Origin of the sequence: Roseovarius dicentrarchi (genome assembly GCF_003316635.1) — a bacterium.
Taxonomy (GTDB): domain Bacteria; phylum Pseudomonadota; class Alphaproteobacteria; order Rhodobacterales; family Rhodobacteraceae; genus Roseovarius; species Roseovarius dicentrarchi.
The window spans coordinates 1-18,590 of sequence record NZ_QNQP01000035.1; the positions used below are offsets into that span (position 1 = coordinate 1).

The window sequence follows — 18,590 nt, forward strand, 5'->3', positions numbered from 1 at the left end:
CCGAAACAGCGAAGAAAAAGCGAAAGGAGGCAACAGCATTGACGCCATCATAATCAGCAGATCATAACGACTGGGTGGGTCAGATCTCGATGAAAATGCCGGGTCAGTTCTCAATGACAATCAACAGAGATGCATGAGCAAAGCCATCCGCCTGCCTGCGGCCTGACACGCCGCGGCCTGCTCGGGTCCGGGGCGGCGGCTGCGCTGATGCCGCTGCTCGCGACATCGGCGCTCGGCCAGACGCCCGGCGTGACCGAGATTTGCAACGCCTTTGTTGATCGCTTCGCCAAGGTCAGTCCAATCCTCTCAGGGCGCGTGATGGGCGTCGGACGCAATGGTGGCGACGTCACCGACTGGTCGGTCGAGGGGGCCGAGCGGACGGCGGATCTATTGCGCGAGACCGTCGCGCAGCTCGACGCGACACCCGCGATCGACCGCAAGGAAGAGATCGCGGCGGGCTTTCTGCGCGACAACTGTGTCGCGGTCTTGAAGGGACATGAGGCGGGTGAGCATCTGCGCCGTATGTCGACCCATATCTTCACCGGCCCGCCCGCGATGCTGTTGTCCTCCTTCGACCTGATGGAGCGACACACCCACGGCGAGATCCCGGTGGACCGCACTGAAATCGACAGCGACTGGGGCCGTATCGCCGAACGCATGGAGGCGGTGCCGGGCGCGATGGCGGGCTACGTGCAGAGCCTTCGGGCAGGGCTTGACGCGGGCCTGCCGGCCTCGCGCCGGATGACGTTGGCAGTGGCGGATCAATGCCGGGGCTGGGCCGATGCGGGCTGGTTCGTGTCCTACGTGGCGGGCTACGGCGACGGTCCGCTGCGCGAACGGCTGGACCGTGCGGCGCAGGCCGCCAACCGCGCCTATGGCGAAACCGGCCTCTGGCTGCGCGAAACCTACGCGCCCCATGCGACCGAGGGCGACGGGATTGGGGCCGAACGCTATGCTATCCAGGCGGATATCTGGCTTGGACTTCAGGATCTGGACCTGGACGCAGCCTATGAGTGGGCGACCGGGGAATATACTCGCCTCGTGACCGAGCAGGAGCGCGAGGCGCACCGAATTAGCCCCGGCGCGTCGCTGGCGGAGGTGCGCGCCGCGCTCGACGCCGACCCCGAACACACCATCGAGGGCGTCGACAATTTCCGCGCGTGGGCGCAGGCCCTTGTCGACAAGGCGATCGCCGAGCTTGGCCAAACGGAGTTCTTTATCTCGCCGCCGTTGCAGACCTGCGTGGTGCAGATGGCGGAACAGGGCGCGGGGGCGATGCCCTACTACCTTGCCCCGCCCGAGGATTTCGCAACCCCGGCGGGCGTCGTCTGGCCCACTCTCGGCCAGACGCGCCTGCCCACCTGGAGCGCCGCCACCACCGTGTTTCACGAAAGCGTGCCGGGCCATCACCTGCAACTGGGCGCATCGCGCCTGCTGGACCTGACGCGCGTGCAGCGTGTCGGCGCCTCGGCCGGTCATGCCGAGGGCTGGGCGCTTTATGCAGAGCGGCTGATGGATGAACTCGGCTGGTACGACACCCCCGCGACGCGTCTGGGATTCCTGGCGATGCAAGCGTTCCGCGCCGCGCGCGTGGTGGTCGACATCGGCCTGCACACGGGCCGCGTCATCCCCACCGGCTTTGCCGGTGCAGGCGAGCGTTGGACGGTGCCGCGCGCCGTCGAGGCGGTCGCGCTCGCCTCGGGCCTGCCGACCTCCGCCGCCGCGCTCGAAGTGGAACGATACCTGAGCTGGCCTGCCCAGGCCGCGGTCTACAAGCTGGGAGAGCGCACATGGCTGGAGGGACGCGAAGCCGCAAGGGCGCGCGCCGGGGCCGCGTTCGACCGCAAGCGGTGGCACGCCGATGCGCTCGCCCTCGGCCCGCTCGGACTGACGCGGCTGGCGCGGGAACTGCCGCGCCTTTGACCTGCCCTACGAGAACTGCCCAACACATCCGGAGATCTGCCATGCACCGCCTTGCGCTGCACGTCATGCTTTTGCTGACCCTGTTCCTCGCCTTGCCCGCTCCGGCGATGGCGCAGACCACCGACTCCGTCGAGACTGCCGGCGCACCGGTCGCCGACGACGGCGACGCGGCGGCCTATCTTGCCGGTCTCGATAACCCTTCGATACCGCTGGGGGAACTGCGGCTGCGCCTTGTCCCGCTGACGGCTGGGGAACTCGCGACACTCGCCGAGGCGTGGCAGGCCAACGCCCGTGACGCGACCTTGGAGATCGTCGCGCTCAACCTCGATCTGCGCCAATCGGACACCGCCGCAAGCGACGCGCAACTGGCCACGCGCCAGGCCCTTCTGGACCGGCGCGAGGCCATATTCGAGAAATACGGCGCCGTGGTCACCAGTCTGGAGGCGAAGGGCGGTGATCCGGAGCTTGTCGAATCGCACAGAACCTACCGGACGGCCATCTCGGTCGAGGAGGCGGCCACGCTGGAGCCGCGCGAAATTTTCGTCAACATCGTCGCCTGGCTCGTCTCGCCCGAGGGCGGGATCGACCTGGCGATCCGGATCGCGGTGGTGCTGGCCGCCCTTCTGGGGCTGCTCATCGTGGCGCGGATCGTGCGCGCCTGGTCGCGGCGGATGTTCGGGCGCGTGCCCAACCTGTCGCGCCTGCTGCAAGGTTTCCTTGCGATGGTCGTCTACTGGCTGGTGATCGCTGTTGGCCTCATGATCGTGCTGGTCGCGATGGGGGTGAACGTCACCCCGCTGTTCGCGCTGCTGGGCGGGGCGTCCTTCATCGTCGCCTTTGCCATGCAGGATACGCTGGGCAACCTGGCGGCGGGCCTGATGATCATGATCAACCGGCCCTTTGACGAGGGCGATTATGTCACCGCCGCCGGGGTCGCCGGAACGGTGCGCAAAGTGTCGGTCGTGTCGACCACGGTCACGACGCCGGACAACCAGTTTATCGTGATCCCCAACTCCAAGGTCTGGGGCGACGTGATCATCAACACCACCGCGTCCGACACGCGCCGGGTCGATCTGGAATTCGGCATCGGCTATGAGGATTCGATCGAAGAGGCGCAGGAAACGCTGGAAAAGGTGCTGGCCAGTCACCCCAAGGTGATGAAGGATCCCGCCCCCCTGATCCGCGTCAACGAGTTGGGCGCAAGCTCGGTCAATTTCATCGTGCGCCCCTGGGTGCGGGCCGAGGATTACTGGGACGTCTACTGGGATCTGACCCGGCAGGTGAAGGAAGTCTTTGACGAGCGCGGCCTGACCATCCCCTTCCCGCAGACAGAAATGCGCATCAAGGGCGATCCCAAATCCACCGAGACATTTGCGCGGGCCGAATAACGCGCCGATGCCGCCCATCACCGCGCCTGGGTGTGCTGTTTCGATCTGCGCGTATATCATGGGATAAAACAGGAGTATCCGGAATGCAGAAAATACTGGTTTGGATCGCGGCGGCTCTGGCGCTGGGCATCATGTCGCAAACGGCAGCCGCGCAGGTGATCGAGGTGACCGCCATTTATCGCGAGCGGATCGCGCCGCCGCCGGACGCGCGGCTGGTCAGCGTGCTTTTGGATGTGTCGCGCGCCGACGCCCCCGCAGCCGAGCTGGGCCGGACCGAGATCGCGGACGCCGGAATGCCGCCCTATCAGTTCGAGATCGCATATGACCCCGCCGCGATCGACCCCGCCCATCGCTATGCCGTGCGCAGCACGCTGTTTGCCGGAGAGCGGATGATGTTCACGACGGACACGCATGTTCCGGTGCTGACCCAAGGCGCCTCCGACCGCGCCGAGATCACAATGGTCCGCGTCGCACAGGAGCGGGGCGAATTGGAGGATAGGGGCGCGCTGAGCTATGGCCTGTCCCTGCCGGCGAGCTTCGCCGGCCGGCTGCCCTGCGCCGATTGCGAGGCGGTCGAGCATCATCTGGACCTGTGGCCGGATCAGGCGTTCCACCTGCGGCGCACATGGATCGGCGGCAGCAAGGATGGCACTGTGCAGAGCGATCTGGGCCTGTGGTCTGCGCTGCCGGAAGACAATGCGCTGAAGCTCTGGGGTCTGGGTGACGCGCCCGACACATGGCGCGTCGTGGACACCCAAACCCTGCGCGCCATCGACGCGGAGGGCGACGTGGCTGCCGACACACTGACCGGCGACGGCAGCCTGAGCGAAACCGATCTGGAGGATATGTTCCTCGGCGGGATGATGAGCTACATGGCCGACGCCGCGACCTTCACCGAATGCGCGACGAAACGCAGCTATCCCATCGCGCAGGAGGGCGACTATCTCGCGCTGGAACGCGCCTATCTGGAGCAGGCCGCAGGCCCCGGCGCGCCGCTCTATGTTCATGTCGAAGGATCGCTGCTGATGCGCCCCGCGATGGAAGGGCCGGACCGGCGCAGCCTGGTGGTGGACCGTTTCATCCGTACCCGTCCCGGCATCACCTGCGAGCGTCAGCGCGCCGATGCGGCGCTGACCGGCACCTACTGGAAGATCGACAGCCTGCGCGGCGCGCCGGTCGAAATCGTCGAGGACGCGCGGGAGCCGCACCTTCTGCTGACCGAAGGCGAGGACGCACGTTATGCCGCCACGATGGGCTGCAACCAGATGGTCGGCGGGTATGAGGCGAGCGATGACAGCCTGACGCTGGCCGTCGGGGCCGCGACGCTGATGGCCTGTCCGCCGCCGCTCGACACGATGGAGCGCAAGCTGGGCGAGGTGCTGAGCGCGGTCAGGGGCTACGCGATCAGCGGCGAGACGCTGGCGCTGAAGGACGACGCCGGAGAGGTGATCGCGCTGATGACGGCAGTCTATTTCCGATAGACGCGCGACGGGCGCGGGTCCGACCCGCGCCCCCGTCCGACATGCAGGACGATCATTCGCCCTGCATGTCCTTGTAGATCTGCCCATCCTTCATGATCACGACCAGGTTGGCCGGATCCGCGATCAGGTCGATATCCGCCAGCGGATCACCGTCGATCAGCAGCAGATCGGCCAAGGCGCCCTCCTTCACCACGCCCAGTTCGCCCTTATAGGGGCTGCGCTTGCCCGAGAGCGCCAGAAGCTGCGCGTTGTCATGGGTTGCCATCTTCAGCACCTGGGCAGGCTCGAACCAGCGCACCATCTTGGCCAGTTGCGCGCCCTGGCGCGGCGCCAAATTCGGATCGAACAGCGTATCGGTGCCCCAGGCCAGATTCACGCCGTGTTTCCTGGCCAGCTCATACGCGGCGTCGGTGCCGTTGGTCATCTCCAGCTGCTTGGCGCGGTTGGCCGACCCTTCGGGAAAGGGTATCGAATCCTCATCATCGAGGAAGGGCTGCATACTCCACCAGATGCCCTTGTCGGCCATGATCTTCACGGTTTCCTCGTCCAGAAGCTGGCCGTGGTCAATGACCTTGACGCCAGCCTCGATGGCCGTCTGCACCGCGTCGGGCGTATAGGCATGGACGGTGACATAGGTGCCCCAATCCTCGGCCGCTTCGACGGCGGCGCGCAATTCGTCTTCGGTGAACTGGCTGACATCCAGCGGATCGTAGTCCGACGCGACCCCGCCGCCTGCCGCCAACTTGATCTGGCTGGCGCCGCGCATCAGTTGCTCGCGCACCCGGCGCAGCACCTCGGCGCGGCCGTCGGCGACGGCGGCAAAGCCCTGCAATTCGGTATGGTGCAGGGACACGTCGGAACCGCGCGGAATGTCATGGACCGTGCGGTAATCGCCATGCCCTGAAGTTTGCGAAATCATCGCGCCCGACGGCCAGATGCGCGGGCCGGGGGTGATGCCCTCGTCGATGGCGCGCTTGAGTCCGAAGGTCGGCCCGGCCAGGTCGCGCACCGAGGTGAAACCGCGCATCAGGATCCCCTCGGCGGCCTGCCCGCTGATCAGGGCGATATAGTTTGGATCGCCCGTCATCATGGTCGGGATCGGGATGGTCGATAAGGTGATATGCGAATGTGCGTCGATCATCCCCGGCATCAATGTCTTGCCCGCGCCGTCGATGGTGCGCGTCCCGTCATCAACCGTGATGTCGTCGGTCGAGATGGTGTCGATCACGTTGCCACGCACCAGCACGTTGGAGGGCGCCGACAGTGCCGCCCCCGTCCCGTCGAAGATGCGGACATCCTGGAACAGTGTTGCGGTCGCGTCCTGCTGCTGGGCCGATATCGGCCCGGCGACAAGCGCGCCGAGTGCCAGTGACAAGGCGCTGTGGCGAATGGAAATCATGTGGTCTCTCCTTGGATTGGGAGTGGGGGTGATGTCGCCCTCCGGGGTCCGGCCTGTTCGGACGCATCATCGAACGGTCGCAGCGCCGCGGCCTTCAGGTCAATGGTGAAGCGCGCCTTATCCGGTCCGGATCGGGAACTCACCGGCCCAAATCCCGGACAATCGCGGGCCGAACGCCGAATTGCGGGAACCATCCGCATTTGTACGGGCAAAGACCTTGCACGGCGTGTTTTCCGCGTTACGCTGCCAGAATGGAAGACAGTTGAAGATCAAAGCAACTCGCGGGGTCCGGACGTGCAGATCGTCGAAAGCAAACCGTCGATGAAGATCCGATGCGGCGGCTGCTGAAAGCCCTTGCGGCGCTGCTCGTCGTTGTCGCGGTTGCGATCGTCATCGCGCGGCTGATCTTTTCCCTGCCGGATATCTCGGATCGCCCCGTCTCAACTGCCCTGCCTGCCGACAACTCGACCTTGCTGGGCCGCCTGATGGCTGAAGGTGCCGCCGCGCATCCAGGCAAATCGGGGGTCATCCCCTTGCTGGACGGGCGCGATGCGCTTGCCAGCCGGCTGTCCCTCGCGGAGGCGGCGCAGGCCTCGATCGACGCGCAATACTATATCTGGCAGGATGACATTTCGGGAATTATGCTTCTGGATGCATTGCAACGCGCGGCGGCGCGCGGAGTGCGGGTGCGCCTGCTGCTGGATGACAATGGCGTGCCGGGGCTCGATGGATATATGGCGGCGCTGAACGCGCAGGACAATTTCGAAACCCGCCTGTTCAACCCGTCGATGATACGCCGCCCCAAGCTGTTGGGCTATTCCTTTGATTTCTTCCGCATGAATCGCCGGATGCACAACAAGTCGTTCATCGTGGACGGCGCTGTGACGATCATCGGCGGCCGCAATATCGGGGACAATTATTTCCAAGTCGATCAGCAGGCGTTCTATGTCGACATGGATGTGCTGGCGGCAGGCGAAATCGTGCCGGAAACGGCGGCGGTGTTCGACGACTACTGGAACAGCGCGTCGGTGTTCGACGTGGCGTCGATCATCCCCGGCGAGGGCAAGCGCGCCGCCTATGACGCACGGGTGGCAAAGGTTCACGGCAGCCCCGAGGCCCGGACCCTGCGCGACGATTTCCGCGACAGCGCCGCGCGCTATGCCCAGAGCGCGGCGGACATGGAATGGACCGATGTGCAGCTCGTCGCTGACGATCCGGCCAAGGGGCAGGGGATCGCCACGCGCGACCAGCTGATGATCACGCGGCTGGGCGACATCCTTGGGGACATTGAAACACGTCTCGACCTCGTGTCTGCCTATTTCGTGCCCGGCCGTCAGGGCACCAAGGTGTTCACCGATCTGGCGCGGTCGGGCATAGATGTGCAAATCCTGACAAATGCGCTCAATACCACCGACGTTCTGATGGTCCACGCAGGCTATTCCCGTTACCGGCGCGAATTGCTGGAGGCCGGCGTCGAGCTTTACGAGCTGAAACTGCGCGGCAGCATGGAATCCGAAAAGGAGTTGCAGATCAACCCCTTCGGTCTTTCGGGCGCCAGCCTGCACGCCAAGACCTTCTCGATCGACAATCAGCGCATCTTTATCGGCTCGTTCAATTTCGACCCGCGTTCGGCCACGCTGAACTGCGAAATGGGTTTCCTGATCGACAGTCCGACGATGGCGCACCAGATCGGTGACAGCTTCGACACGCAGCTTGAGGAAATCAGCTATCGCCCGGACCTTACCCCGGAAGCCAAGATGATCTGGCGCGAACGCGCGCCCGACGGTAGGATGATCGTCTATCAGGAAGAACCCGAAGCGACCTGGTTCCAGCAGATCGCGCTGGTCGTCATCGGTGTGCTGCCGGTGGAATGGCTTCTGTGAACGCAACACTGATCTGTTGAGAAAAGGAATGTCGTGATGAACAACTGGCTCCTGTGGCTGATCGCCGGGATATTGTCGCTGCTCGGCGGCGTCTTCGCGCTGGCCAATCCGGTCGCCGCCACGTTGACGGCGACGGTGATCGCCGGATGGATGTTCGCGCTGATCGGGGCGCTGACCGTCATCTCGGCGTTTTCCGACAAGGGCTGGGGGGCGCGGCTCATGGCGGTCGTTCTGGGCCTGATCCTGCTCATCCTCGGCGTGAACCTGATCGGAAACCCATTTCAGGGAACCTTCTCGCTGACGCTGATCGTCGGGATCCTGCTGCTGGTCGCGGGTTGTTTTCGGATGCTGCTGGCGTTCGCAACGGAAAACGGCAGGGTTCGACTGGTCATGGTTCTATCGGCGTTGATTTCACTCGCCCTTGGCGGAATGATCCTACTGAGTTGGCCGTTCTCGGCCATGGTCGCCCTCGGGGTGCTTTTGGCAGTCGAACTTATCTCGAACGGGGTATCGCTGATCGTGCTCTCACTGGCGCGCAAGGCCGATGCCCCCATCGATACGGGCACGATATCATGAGGAATTCGATGTCATGCATCCTTGTCGGTGTCGTGTCGGTGATCGCGGGAATCTCGGCGTTGTTCAACCCGCTGCGCGCATGAATCGCCGCCGCGACGCTGGCTGGATGGGCGCTCGTCGTGACCGGGGTATTGCAGGGGTATTCCGCATGGCGGTCGACCGGCATCGGTGCTGTCGCGGCGCTGGTCATGGGTCTGCTTCTGCTGTTCGGCTCTTTCGCCGAAGGGTCGCTGCTTTGCAACCTGCTCGGCCTTCTGCTGCTGGTATCGGGGGCCGCGAAACTGTGGTTCTCGCGGCCATTGCGCAACAATCCGCTGTTTCTGATGCCTTATCACTCCGCCGCTTCCAGCGGTCGTAGGGTGTCCTGTGTGGCCCGTATGCACCTGGTGCATCGCGCCATGGCACACCATTGCGGTTGATGAAGATCATCCCACTTGAAACACGCCGATCATCAACGCGAGCTTTGCCATGCGACTTGGGAAAGTGGAACCCAGGATGCGCCATCCGGGTGTTGCCCAAACGCAAAAGACCCGACATGCTCACCGCTCATTTTTTTTGCAGCGGTGACTCGTGCGGCCCATGGAAAATCAATCGGACCCCGCTGTAGGTCGGCTCACTTGTCGTCCAATGAAAATTGGCCCCTGCCTTCGCTCAGAACCGAGAAATGCCGAAAGGACAAACGTTGACCGAAAAAGACAAAATTGTGACGCCAAAGTCCGATGTGTCTGACTGATTACGCTGGTGCTGATATTATGGTGAGCCGGCCGGGATCCGAACCCGGGACCTACTGATTAAAAGTCAGTTGCTCTACCAACTGAGCTACCGGCCCACTAATGGGGCCTAACTAGAAACACACGGGCCGGCGGTCAACCCCCATTCTGCACCTAATCGCGCGCAATCTCTGGATTCATTTCAGGCGGGGGTTTATACGCCGCCACATGGATCTGCAGACGCAACATTCACTGCCCTTTATGAAGATGCATGGGCTGGGGAACGATTTTGTCGTTTTCGACGCGCGCGCGCGCGATTTGGCGATGACAGCAGCGTTTGCGCAGGCGCTGGGCGACCGGCGGCGCGGGATCGGATTTGATCAACTGGCGGTCATCACGCGCGGGGATGCGGATGCGCATTTGACCTTTTGGAATACCGATGGCAGCATCGCGGGCGCGTGCGGAAATGTCACCCGCTGCATCGCGCGCTATCTTATGGACGAAGGCGGCAACGATGCGCTGCACTTGACCACGTCGCGCGGGGATCTGTTTGCGCGCGATGCAGGCGGTGGCATGACGGCCGTGAACATGGGCGCGCCGCAGCTGGAATGGCGCGATATTCCGCTGGCCGAGGCGATGGATACGCTGGAATTGCCCATCGAGGGCGGGCCGGTGGCCACCGGCATGGGCAACCCGCATTGCAGTTTCTTTGTCCCCGACGCCGAGGCGATTCCGCTGGAGAAATTCGGCCCGCGCTACGAAACGCATCCCCTGTTTCCCGAGCGCACCAATGTGCAGGTGGCCAGCATCATCGGCCCCAACCACATCCGCATGCGCGTGTGGGAGCGGGGCGCCGGGCTTACACTGGCGTCGGGGTCGTCCTCCTGCGCTGTTGCCGTTGCGGCGGCGCGGCGCGGGCTGACAGGGCGCGCGGTGCGGATGGATCTGGACGGCGGCACCCTGATGATCGACTGGCGGGATGATGGGGTCTGGATGACCGGCCCGACGATGCATGTGGCCAGCGGCACCCTGACGCCGCAATTTCTGGAGGGCCTGCAATGAGCGCGCCGATCTTCTCCAACCACGGCTGCCGCCTGAACGCCTACGAGACCGAGGCGATGAAGGAACTGGCCGCAAAGGCCGGGCTGGAGGGCGCCGTGGTGATCAACACCTGCGCCGTCACGTCCGAGGCGGTGCGCAAGGCGCGGCAGGATATCCGCCGCCTGCGCCGCGACAACCCGGATGCGCGAATCATCGTCACCGGCTGCGCCGCGCAGACCGAACCGGCCACGTTTTCCGCGATGCCCGAGGTCGATGCCGTCATCGGCAACACCGAAAAGATGCAGGCAGGTACATGGGCGGGCCTTGCGGGCAATTTCGGGACCGAGCCGGTGCAGGTCGATGACATCATGTCCGTCACCGAAACGGCCGGGCATCTGATCGACGGGTTCGGCACGCGCAGCCGCGCCTATGTGCAGGTGCAGAACGGCTGCGATCATCGCTGCACATTTTGCATTATCCCTTATGGCCGGGGCAATTCGCGGTCGGTGCCTGCGGGTGTCGTGGTGGACCAGATCAAGCGGCTGGTGCAGCGCGGCTATAACGAGGTGGTGCTGACCGGCGTTGACCTGACCAGCTGGGGCGCCGATCTGCCCGGCCTGCCAAAGCTGGGCGATCTGGTGATGCGCATCCTGCGGCTGGTGCCGGATCTGCCGCGCCTGCGAATCAGCTCGATCGATTCGATCGAGGTGGACGAGAACCTGATGCAGGCGATCGCGACCGAACCGCGCCTGATGCCGCATCTGCATCTGAGCCTGCAACATGGCGATGATCTGATTCTCAAACGGATGAAGCGGCGCCATCTGCGCGACGACGCGATTGCATTTACCCAAGAGGCGCGCCGCCTGCGCCCGGACATGACCTTTGGCGCCGATATCATCGCCGGCTTCCCGACCGAGACGGAGGCGCATTTTGAAAACTCCCTCGCGCTGGTGGCCGAGTGCGATCTGACATGGCTGCATGTATTTCCCTACTCGCCGCGCCCCGGCACGCCTGCCGCGCGCATGCCGCAGGTGAATGGCACGGCGATCAAGGCGCGGGCGGCGCGGCTGCGCGCGGCGGGTGACGCGCAGGTGGCGCGGCATCTGGCGGGGCAGGTGGGGCGCGATCATGCGGTGCTGATGGAGAATCCGCTGATGGGCCGGACCGAGCAGTTTACCGAGGTGGATTTTGCCACGGCCCAGCCCGAGGGGCAGATTGTCGCGGCGCATATCACCGGCGCGCGCGGCGTCCGGCTGACGGCAGCGTGACACCTTGAAGCAGATGCCGACGCTCAGGCAGCACCCCACAAAAAAACCCGGCCTGAACAGGCCGGGCTATATGCCATCACGCGCAACGTAGCCGATCAGAAGCTGTAGCTGACGCCGATGTTGACCGCATGTGTCACCAGTTCGGTGCGCAGCTTGCCGTTCGCTCCGCCGGGATCGCCGTCGATGGTCACGTCATTATCGGACCATGTGATCTGATATTCGCCGAACACGGCCCAGTTATCGGTCAGCGCGTATTTCATGCCGGCGATGCCGCGCAGGGCAAGCCCGGTCATCTCGTAGTCATAGGTGCGGTTCGTGGCGCCGGTGGCCAGAATATCGACATGCGGAATGGCCACACCGATACCCGCGCCGCCATACGGAGTGAAATTGCTGCCGGCAAAGGCGCCGGGGAAGCGCTTCATCACGTTGGCCGTGATGATGTTGTGCCCGTCCGTGAATTCCAACCGGTCAAAACCCATGGCGCTCATGTCGGCGGTGCTGGCATATGCCTTGGTGTGGGTGCCCTCGATGCCGAAACCCAGATTATTAGCCGTCCACCACATCGCGCGGCCACCGTAATAGATGGGCGCGTCAAACGACTTCCCCTCCCAGCTGACATTGCGATCAAACGACCCGCCGCCGTTGGGCCGGAAGCCGGACGCGTCGCTGTCGCTGGCGGTCTGGGTGCCCAGATAAAGGCTCAACTCGAACTCGGCGGCGGCGGGGGAGGCCAGCAGCAGGGCGGCAGCGGCAGCGGTAAGGGAAACTTTAAGCATTTCGGGCGCTTTCTGATGGAGCAATATTTGCGCATCCATACACCGGGCGCCCGGCTGTCTCAAGCGCGACACAACCGCGCGACCGGGCAAACATGGGCATTGCACACTGGACGCGATGCCAAACCCTCGCTAAAACCCGCATCGTTGAGGCCGAATGGATATTGCGGCCCGGAAAAACCGAACGGGTCTGTTTCTGGGCCCCCGAGAATGGAGTAAACCTCGTGTCCCACGCAGACGATCACGAAGGCACCCGGAGGGACTTCCTCTATTATGCCACCGCTGGCGCTGGTGTTGTTGCGACCGGCGCGGCCGTATGGCCACTGGTCAACCAGATGAACCCGTCGGCAGACGTTCAGGCGCTCAGCTCGATCCGGGTGGATGTGTCCGATGTCAGCGTTGGCACGCAGATCACGGTCAAATATCTGGGCAAGCCCGTTTTTGTCCGCCGCCGCAGCCAGGCCGAGATCGAATCCGCGCGCAATGTCGACATGAAGGATCTGATCGACCCCACGTCGCAGAACCCCAATCTGGACGGCGTGCAGGACGCGACCGACGCAAACCGCACCATCGCGATGCCCGGCGCCGAGGGCGACGCGGCCGAGGAATGGCTGGTTATGATCGGCGTCTGCACCCATCTGGGCTGCGTTCCCATCGGTGACGGTGCCGGCGATTACGGCGGATGGTTCTGCCCCTGCCACGGCTCGCATTACGACACCGCCGGACGCATCCGCAAAGGACCCGCGCCCGAGAATCTGTGGATTCCCGTTGCCGAATTCGTCGACGAAACAACGATCAAACTGGGATAAGGACACAAAATAGATGGCTGGTATTCCGCACGATCATTACGAACCCGGCAGCCGGGGCGCAAAGTGGCTTCACAGCCGCTTGCCCGTTGTCGGGCTGATGTATGACACATTGATGCTTCCGACGCCCAAGAACCTCAACTGGATGTGGATCTGGGGCATTATCCTGACATTCTGCCTTGCGCTGCAGATCATTACCGGCATCGTGCTGGTCATGCATTACACGCCGCATGTCGATTACGCATTTGCGTCGGTCGAACATATCATGCGCAACGTGAATGGCGGGCATTTCATCCGCTACCTGCACATGAACGGCGCCTCGCTGTTCTTTGTCGCTGTTTATCTGCACATCTTCCGCGGCCTCTACTACGGATCGTACAAGGCCCCGCGCGAGATTACGTGGATCATCGGCATGCTGATCTATCTGATGATGATGGGCACCGCCTTCATGGGGTACGTTCTGCCATGGGGCCAGATGTCCTTCTGGGGTGCGACCGTGATCACCGGCCTGTTTGGCGCGATTCCCTTCATTGGCGAGCCGATCCAGACTTGGCTGCTGGGCGGACCGGCTGTGGACAACGCCACGCTGAACCGTTTCTTCAGCCTGCACTACCTGCTGCCGTTCATCATCGCGGCGCTGGTTGCAGTCCATATCTGGGCCTTCCACACCACGGGCAACAACAACCCGACCGGCGTCGAAGTGCGCCGCACGTCCAAGGCCGAAGCGGAAAAGGACACCGTCCCGTTCTGGCCCTACTTCGTGATGAAGGACCTCTTCGCGCTGGCCGTGATCCTGATCGTGTTCTTTGCCATTGTCGGCTTCATGCCCAACTATCTGGGTCACCCCGACAACTACATCGAAGCAAACTCGCTTGTGACGCCTGCGCATATCGTGCCTGAATGGTACTTCCTGCCGTTCTACGCCATCCTGCGCGCCTTCACCGGTGACGTCTGGGTCGTGATGGCGGCCAGCTGGATCACCGGCGGCATTGTCGACGCCAAGTTCTTTGGCGTGCTGGCGATGTTCGGTGCGATTGCTGTCATGGCGCTGGCGCCGTGGCTGGATACGTCCAGCGTCCGCTCGGGCCGTTACCGCCCGATGTTCAAGTGGTGGTTCGCCCTGCTGGCATTGGACTTCATGGTTCTGATGTGGGCAGGTGCGATGCCGGCCGAAGGGATCTACAGCATCATCTCGCTGATCGCCTCGGCCTACTGGTTCGCATATTTCCTGGTCATCCTGCCGCTTCTGGGCGTGATCGAGAAACCGCTGCCGCAGCCCGCCACGATCGAGGACGATTTCAACGCGCATTACGACGCGCAGACCGGTGGCACGCACACCATCGTCAAACCAGCCGAATGAGAGAGAGGACATGAAACCAATGTTCAGTAAAATTGGCGCGCCTCTGGCCGTCGCCGTAACCCTCTCGCTGGCTGCGTTCTCGGGCGGGGCGGCACATGCCGCCGGTGCCGCGGCGCACATGGAGGATGTCGATTTTTCCTTCGAGGGTCCGTTTGGCAAGTTCGACACGCTTCAGCTTCAGCGCGGTCTGAAGGTCTATACGCAGGTTTGCTCGGCCTGCCACGGCCTGCAATACGTGCCGCTGCGCACCCTGCATGACGACGGCGGCCCGCAGTTGCCCGAGGATCAGGTGCGCGCCTATGCGTCGCAGTTCGAAATCTTTGATGCGGAAATCGACGACTACCGCGAGGCAAAGCCGTCCGACCATTTCCCCATGTCGGGGCTGGAGACGGCGCCGGACCTGTCGCTGATGGCGAAAAAGCGGGCGGCCTTCCATGGCCCCTACGGCACCGGCATCAACCAGCTGGTCAAGGGGATCGGCGGGCCGGAGTATATCTACAACCTGCTGATGTCCTACGAAGATCCGCCAGAATGCGCGCCCGAGGATTTCGAGGGCAGCTACAACGCGGTTTTCTCCGTGGGTGGATACCCGGACGAGTGCAAGGACGAGAACGGCAAGCACACGACACCGGGCAGCTGGATTGCGATGGCGCAGCCCATCTGGGGTGATGATGTCGAATATGACGACGGCACAGCAGCCACCATGGCGCAGCAGTCCAAGGACGTCGCTGCATTCCTGATGTGGACGGCCGAGCCCAAGCTGATGGCCCGCAAATATGCCGGCCTGACCGGCGTGTTGTTCCTGACCGTGCTGTCCGTGCTCTTGTATCTGACGAACAAGCGTCTCTGGGCGCCGATCAAAGGCAAGAAGCGCAAGCACTAAAAGCCGCGCGATACGCAACCGTTGACCCCCCCGCTTGCCCCTGGCAGGCGGGGGTTTTTCGTTGATTTGTGCGGTTTTCGGAACTTTCCCGCGCTGGAGGGTCGTTGTCGCCTTGTAAAACCAAAGGATGGAGCGATGCCCGACACAGATAAAAAGACCGCGAAACTGTACAGGATGGCCATGCCCGGCCACCTTTGCCCTTTTGGCCTGAAATCCAAGGCTCTGCTCGAACGCGAAGGGTTTGAGGTCGAAGACCACCTTCTTGAGTCCCGCGAGGAAACCGATGCCTATATGGAAAAGGCGGGCGTCGATACAACGCCGCAAACCTATATCGGCGACGAACGGATTGGTGGCCACGATGACCTGCGCCGCTACTTTGGGCAGAACGTCCGCGAAGAGGGCGAAACCAGCTACATGCCGATCATCGCGATTTTCGCCACCACCGCGCTGATGGCGCTGGCGCTGGCATGGGCGGCATTCGGCACCGTTTTGACTGTGCGCACGTTCGAATGGTTCATCGCGTTGTCCATGACGGTGCTGGCCATTCAGAAGCTTCAGGACGTCGAAAGCTTTTCAACGATGTTCCTGAATTACGACCTGCTGGCCAAGCGCTGGGTGCGCTACGCCTATCTCTATCCATTCGGCGAGGCGCTGGCCGGGGTTCTGATGCTCTCGGGCGCGCTGATCTGGATCGCCTCGCCCGTCGCGATTTTCATTGGCGGCATCGGCGCAATATCTGTGTTCAAAGCCGTCTACGTGGACAAGCGAGAGCTGAAATGCGCCTGCGCCGGGGGAAACAGTAACGTGCCGCTCGGGTTTGTATCACTGACCGAAAACCTGATGATGCTGGGCATGGGCTTCTGGATGCTGCTGACCTGAGGCAGCCCGGCTCATGGCCTGCGCAGGGTGTCCCCATAGGTGATCGTCGGCTCCAGCGCGATGTGAACCGGCGATTGGTCCGCGTCCGGCTGCGCGCGATCCGCAATTATCTGCGCCGCGCGCACGCCGATCTCATGCCGACAGGCATCCATCGTCGCCAGTTCGCGCGGAAGACCCTTCAGCATGTTAAGGCCGTTAAACCCGGCAAGTCCGATCTGGTTGGGAATGTCATAGCCATGCTCCAGCAACCACAACAGGCCGCCGGCCCCGATCATGTCATTGGAATAATACAGAAAATCCAGTTCCGGGTCACGCTCCAGCAGCGCTTGGGTCATTTCGCGCCCCTTGAGCAACGCCGAGCCGCCGGAATAAAACTCCCGCTCGGCAATTTCGACACCGGCCTTGGCCAAAACATCGGTCAGCCCTTCATACCGTTTGCGGGCGCGATGGTCGCGGGGCATGGTTGTGCCCATGAATCCGATGCGTCGATATCCGCCCTTGAGGATGGCGCGCCCCATCTGCTCTCCGGCGCGGCGATGCGAAATTCCGACGACCGAATCAACCGGGGTGCCATCCACATCCATGATTTCAACCACGGGGATTCCCGATGCGCGCAGCATCGCGCGGGAGGCATCGGAATGCTCAAGCCCCGCAATGATCACGCCCGACGGACGCCACGACAGCATCTCGTAGAGGACCTTTTCCTCTTTTTCGCGGGTATAGTCGGTCAGGCCCATGACCGGCTGCAAATCGGTCTGCTCCAGAACCTCGTTGATTCCGGTCATCACCTCGGGAAAAACCATGTTCGACATCGACGGGATGATGACAGCCACCAGATTGACCCGGCTCGACGCCAACGCGCCTGCAATCTTGTTCGGCACATATCCCAGTGCCTTTGCACTGGTCAGAACCTTCTCGCGCGTGGCTTCGGACACATCGCCCCGGTTTCTAAGCACGCGGCTCACGGTCATTTCCGATACGCCGGATGCTTCGGACACATCGCGCAAGGTCAGGGGGCGGTCACTGTTGGATGTCATGGCAGATCCTGCTAATTTTCGCGATGTTACCGCGAACATTGTCGCCGGATCAAGCGCCGTGAAAGATGCGTATTCCGGATGACAAGCGCCGCCCACCGCGCTATGCAATCGCCCGTGGCCCCGTGGCTCAACTGGATAGAGCAGCCCCCTCCTAAGGGGCAGGTTATTGGTTCGAATCCAATCGGGGTCACCAAAACTAACTGAAAAATATGGCTTATTTGCAAGGCGTTGTGCAGAAGCGTGCAGAAACGCCCGTTTCGTTTTCCGCAGAAGTCCCCGAAAACAACCAAAATCTCGTACAAAACCTGTACAAAATTCGCACGTCCGTGCGGCTTTTGGGGCCATCCGATGAGCTGGCGGGTGGCGAATGCGTGTGCGGAGCGGAAATTCGGGAGCGCCACGCGTAAGCAGATCATCATGTTCTTGGCGGACAAGGCGTCTGACGATGGCTCCGGCATCTGGTGTTCGAAAGGAACGATCCAGCGACACACAGAGTTGGGCGAGACGACGGTCAAGCGGACGATCCGGGACTTCTTGAAGGAAGGCATCCTGGTTGAGACCGGCGCGCGCGGATGCAAAAACGGATTCACGGTTGTCTACCGGATCGATCTCACCCGGATCGAGGCGCTGGAACTGACGGCTGAGCCCGAGATTGAGACGGGGGCCACTGTGGACCCCGTCCAGATTGGCCCCGGTACCGGGGCCACTGTGGCCGGGGTACCGGGGCCACCACGGCCCCCAAACCACCCTAAAACCATCCATAAACCTTCTACGCGCGAGCGCGTGGCGGCGGAGGATGAAGAGGCAGAGAAGATTTTGGCCGCTTATCCGTCCGACCGTCTGCGCGGGAAGGCTGAGTGTCTCGGGCGGATAAGGGAAGTCTTGGATGCCGGGACAGAGGTCGAGGACCTGTTGCAGGCCGTAAATGGACGTGTCGCGGTTTGATGCCGCTCCTTTGATAGCATTTATTGCAGCAAAGGAGACGAACTATGGGACTGAAACGAACGGACGAGTTTCGCGCTGATGCGGTGCGGATCGCACTGACAAGCGGGCTGATGCGGATTTCAAAAATACCGGACAGCGATTACGCTAATTCCCGGACAGCCGTTTCAGTAATTCCCGGACAGCTCGGGCACGGCTGATCATCTGCCTGCGATCATGTTTCGGTTCGGATAGTTTCGGT

At 62.7% G+C, this 18,590-nt stretch carries 17 protein-coding genes, 2 tRNA genes and 1 pseudogene; 15 read left to right on the forward strand and 5 right to left on the reverse strand.

Annotation, left to right across the window (positions count from 1 at the left end; translation table 11 throughout):
* The first annotated feature begins 207 nt into the window (after positions 1-207).
* The 3 genes from DQ230_RS15820 (at position 208) to DQ230_RS15830 (ending at position 4,792) form a co-directional block, all read left to right on the forward strand.
* Positions 208-1,923, forward strand: coding sequence for a DUF885 domain-containing protein (locus DQ230_RS15820; RefSeq protein WP_162497481.1), 1,716 nt, complete (start codon positions 208-210; stop codon positions 1,921-1,923).
* 41 nt (positions 1,924-1,964) lie between these two features.
* Positions 1,965-3,311: a mechanosensitive ion channel family protein gene (locus DQ230_RS15825; RefSeq protein WP_113913566.1), complete on the forward strand. Its 1,347-nt coding sequence runs from the start codon at positions 1,965-1,967 to the stop codon at positions 3,309-3,311.
* An 83-nt stretch (positions 3,312-3,394) separates the two neighbouring features.
* Positions 3,395-4,792, forward strand: coding sequence for a YbaY family lipoprotein (locus tag DQ230_RS15830; protein WP_113913567.1), 1,398 nt, complete (start codon positions 3,395-3,397; stop codon positions 4,790-4,792).
* 52 nt (positions 4,793-4,844) lie between these two features.
* On the opposite strand, the gene DQ230_RS15835 is transcribed toward DQ230_RS15830, so the two are convergent.
* Entirely contained in the window at positions 4,845-6,191 is a 1,347-nt protein-coding gene (locus tag DQ230_RS15835) for a metal-dependent hydrolase family protein (protein ID WP_113913568.1), read from the reverse strand.
* A gap of 332 nt (positions 6,192-6,523) precedes the next feature.
* Between DQ230_RS15835 and DQ230_RS15840 the strand changes: the two genes are divergently transcribed.
* The 3 genes from DQ230_RS15840 to DQ230_RS17175 all read left to right on the forward strand — a co-directional run bounded on the left by DQ230_RS15840 (position 6,524) and on the right by DQ230_RS17175 (position 9,069).
* On the forward strand, positions 6,524-8,074 hold the full coding sequence (locus DQ230_RS15840) for a phospholipase D family protein (protein ID WP_113913569.1): 1,551 nt from the start codon (positions 6,524-6,526) through the stop codon (positions 8,072-8,074).
* 36 nt (positions 8,075-8,110) lie between these two features.
* Positions 8,111-8,650, forward strand: a complete 540-nt coding sequence (locus tag DQ230_RS15845) for an HdeD family acid-resistance protein (protein WP_113913570.1) — start codon at positions 8,111-8,113, stop codon at positions 8,648-8,650.
* 119 nt (positions 8,651-8,769) lie between these two features.
* Complete coding sequence (locus tag DQ230_RS17175; RefSeq protein ID WP_162497479.1) at positions 8,770-9,069, forward strand: hypothetical protein; 300 nt, start codon at positions 8,770-8,772, stop codon at positions 9,067-9,069.
* On the opposite strand, the pseudogene DQ230_RS15850 reads toward DQ230_RS17175, so the two are convergent.
* Both DQ230_RS15850 and DQ230_RS15855 read right to left on the reverse strand, forming a co-directional pair.
* Positions 8,981-9,187 (reverse strand): annotated as a pseudogene (locus DQ230_RS15850) (transposase); the annotation flags it as partial. The gene DQ230_RS17175 and the pseudogene DQ230_RS15850 overlap by 89 nt on opposite strands.
* A gap of 216 nt (positions 9,188-9,403) precedes the next feature.
* Positions 9,404-9,479: transfer RNA gene (locus tag DQ230_RS15855), tRNA-Lys, on the reverse strand.
* Positions 9,480-9,588: 109 nt separating this feature from the next.
* Here DQ230_RS15855 and dapF point away from each other — a divergent pair.
* Together dapF and mtaB are read left to right on the forward strand one after the other, a co-directional pair.
* The gene (gene dapF, locus DQ230_RS15860) at positions 9,589-10,422 is read left to right on the forward strand and encodes a diaminopimelate epimerase (protein ID WP_238987565.1); all 834 of its coding nucleotides are present in this window, start codon (positions 9,589-9,591) and stop codon (positions 10,420-10,422) included.
* Positions 10,419-11,669 (forward strand): tRNA (N(6)-L-threonylcarbamoyladenosine(37)-C(2))-methylthiotransferase MtaB, encoded by a 1,251-nt coding sequence (gene mtaB / locus DQ230_RS15865; protein ID WP_113913571.1) that lies wholly within the window; start codon positions 10,419-10,421, stop codon positions 11,667-11,669. Before dapF ends, mtaB begins: the two co-directional genes overlap by 4 nt.
* Positions 11,670-11,764: 95 nt before the next feature.
* Here mtaB and DQ230_RS15870 read toward each other — a convergent pair whose 3' ends face one another.
* Positions 11,765-12,445 carry an outer membrane protein gene (locus DQ230_RS15870; protein WP_113913577.1) on the reverse strand — a complete coding sequence of 227 codons (681 nt, stop codon included), beginning with the start codon at positions 12,443-12,445 and terminating at the stop codon, positions 11,765-11,767.
* Positions 12,446-12,666: 221 nt separating this feature from the next.
* On the opposite strand from DQ230_RS15870, the gene petA reads away from it, so the two are divergent.
* The 4 genes from petA to DQ230_RS15890 all read left to right on the forward strand — a co-directional run bounded on the left by petA (position 12,667) and on the right by DQ230_RS15890 (position 16,370).
* The gene (gene petA / locus DQ230_RS15875; RefSeq protein ID WP_113913572.1) at positions 12,667-13,251 is read left to right on the forward strand and encodes a ubiquinol-cytochrome c reductase iron-sulfur subunit; all 585 of its coding nucleotides are present in this window, start codon (positions 12,667-12,669) and stop codon (positions 13,249-13,251) included.
* 13 nt (positions 13,252-13,264) lie between these two features.
* On the forward strand, positions 13,265-14,608 hold the full coding sequence (petB, locus tag DQ230_RS15880; RefSeq protein WP_113913573.1) for a cytochrome b: 1,344 nt from the start codon (positions 13,265-13,267) through the stop codon (positions 14,606-14,608).
* 19 nt (positions 14,609-14,627) lie between these two features.
* The gene (locus tag DQ230_RS15885; RefSeq protein ID WP_238987566.1) at positions 14,628-15,491 is read left to right on the forward strand and encodes a cytochrome c1; all 864 of its coding nucleotides are present in this window, start codon (positions 14,628-14,630) and stop codon (positions 15,489-15,491) included.
* Positions 15,492-15,626: 135 nt separating this feature from the next.
* Positions 15,627-16,370: a MauE/DoxX family redox-associated membrane protein gene (locus DQ230_RS15890; RefSeq protein WP_203228107.1), complete on the forward strand. Its 744-nt coding sequence runs from the start codon at positions 15,627-15,629 to the stop codon at positions 16,368-16,370.
* 11 nt (positions 16,371-16,381) lie between these two features.
* Here DQ230_RS15890 and DQ230_RS15895 read toward each other — a convergent pair whose 3' ends face one another.
* Positions 16,382-17,407, reverse strand: coding sequence for a LacI family DNA-binding transcriptional regulator (locus DQ230_RS15895; RefSeq protein WP_113913575.1), 1,026 nt, complete (start codon positions 17,405-17,407; stop codon positions 16,382-16,384).
* 116 nt (positions 17,408-17,523) lie between these two features.
* Here DQ230_RS15895 and DQ230_RS15900 point away from each other — a divergent pair.
* From DQ230_RS15900 to DQ230_RS17180, 3 genes are all read left to right on the forward strand, one after another.
* Positions 17,524-17,600: transfer RNA gene (locus DQ230_RS15900), tRNA-Arg, on the forward strand.
* A 155-nt stretch (positions 17,601-17,755) separates the two neighbouring features.
* Complete coding sequence (locus tag DQ230_RS15905) at positions 17,756-18,352, forward strand: hypothetical protein (protein ID WP_238987567.1); 597 nt, start codon at positions 17,756-17,758, stop codon at positions 18,350-18,352.
* 44 nt (positions 18,353-18,396) lie between these two features.
* Entirely contained in the window at positions 18,397-18,549 is a 153-nt protein-coding gene (locus DQ230_RS17180) for a hypothetical protein (RefSeq protein WP_162497480.1), read from the forward strand.
* Positions 18,550-18,590 lie beyond the last annotated feature (41 nt).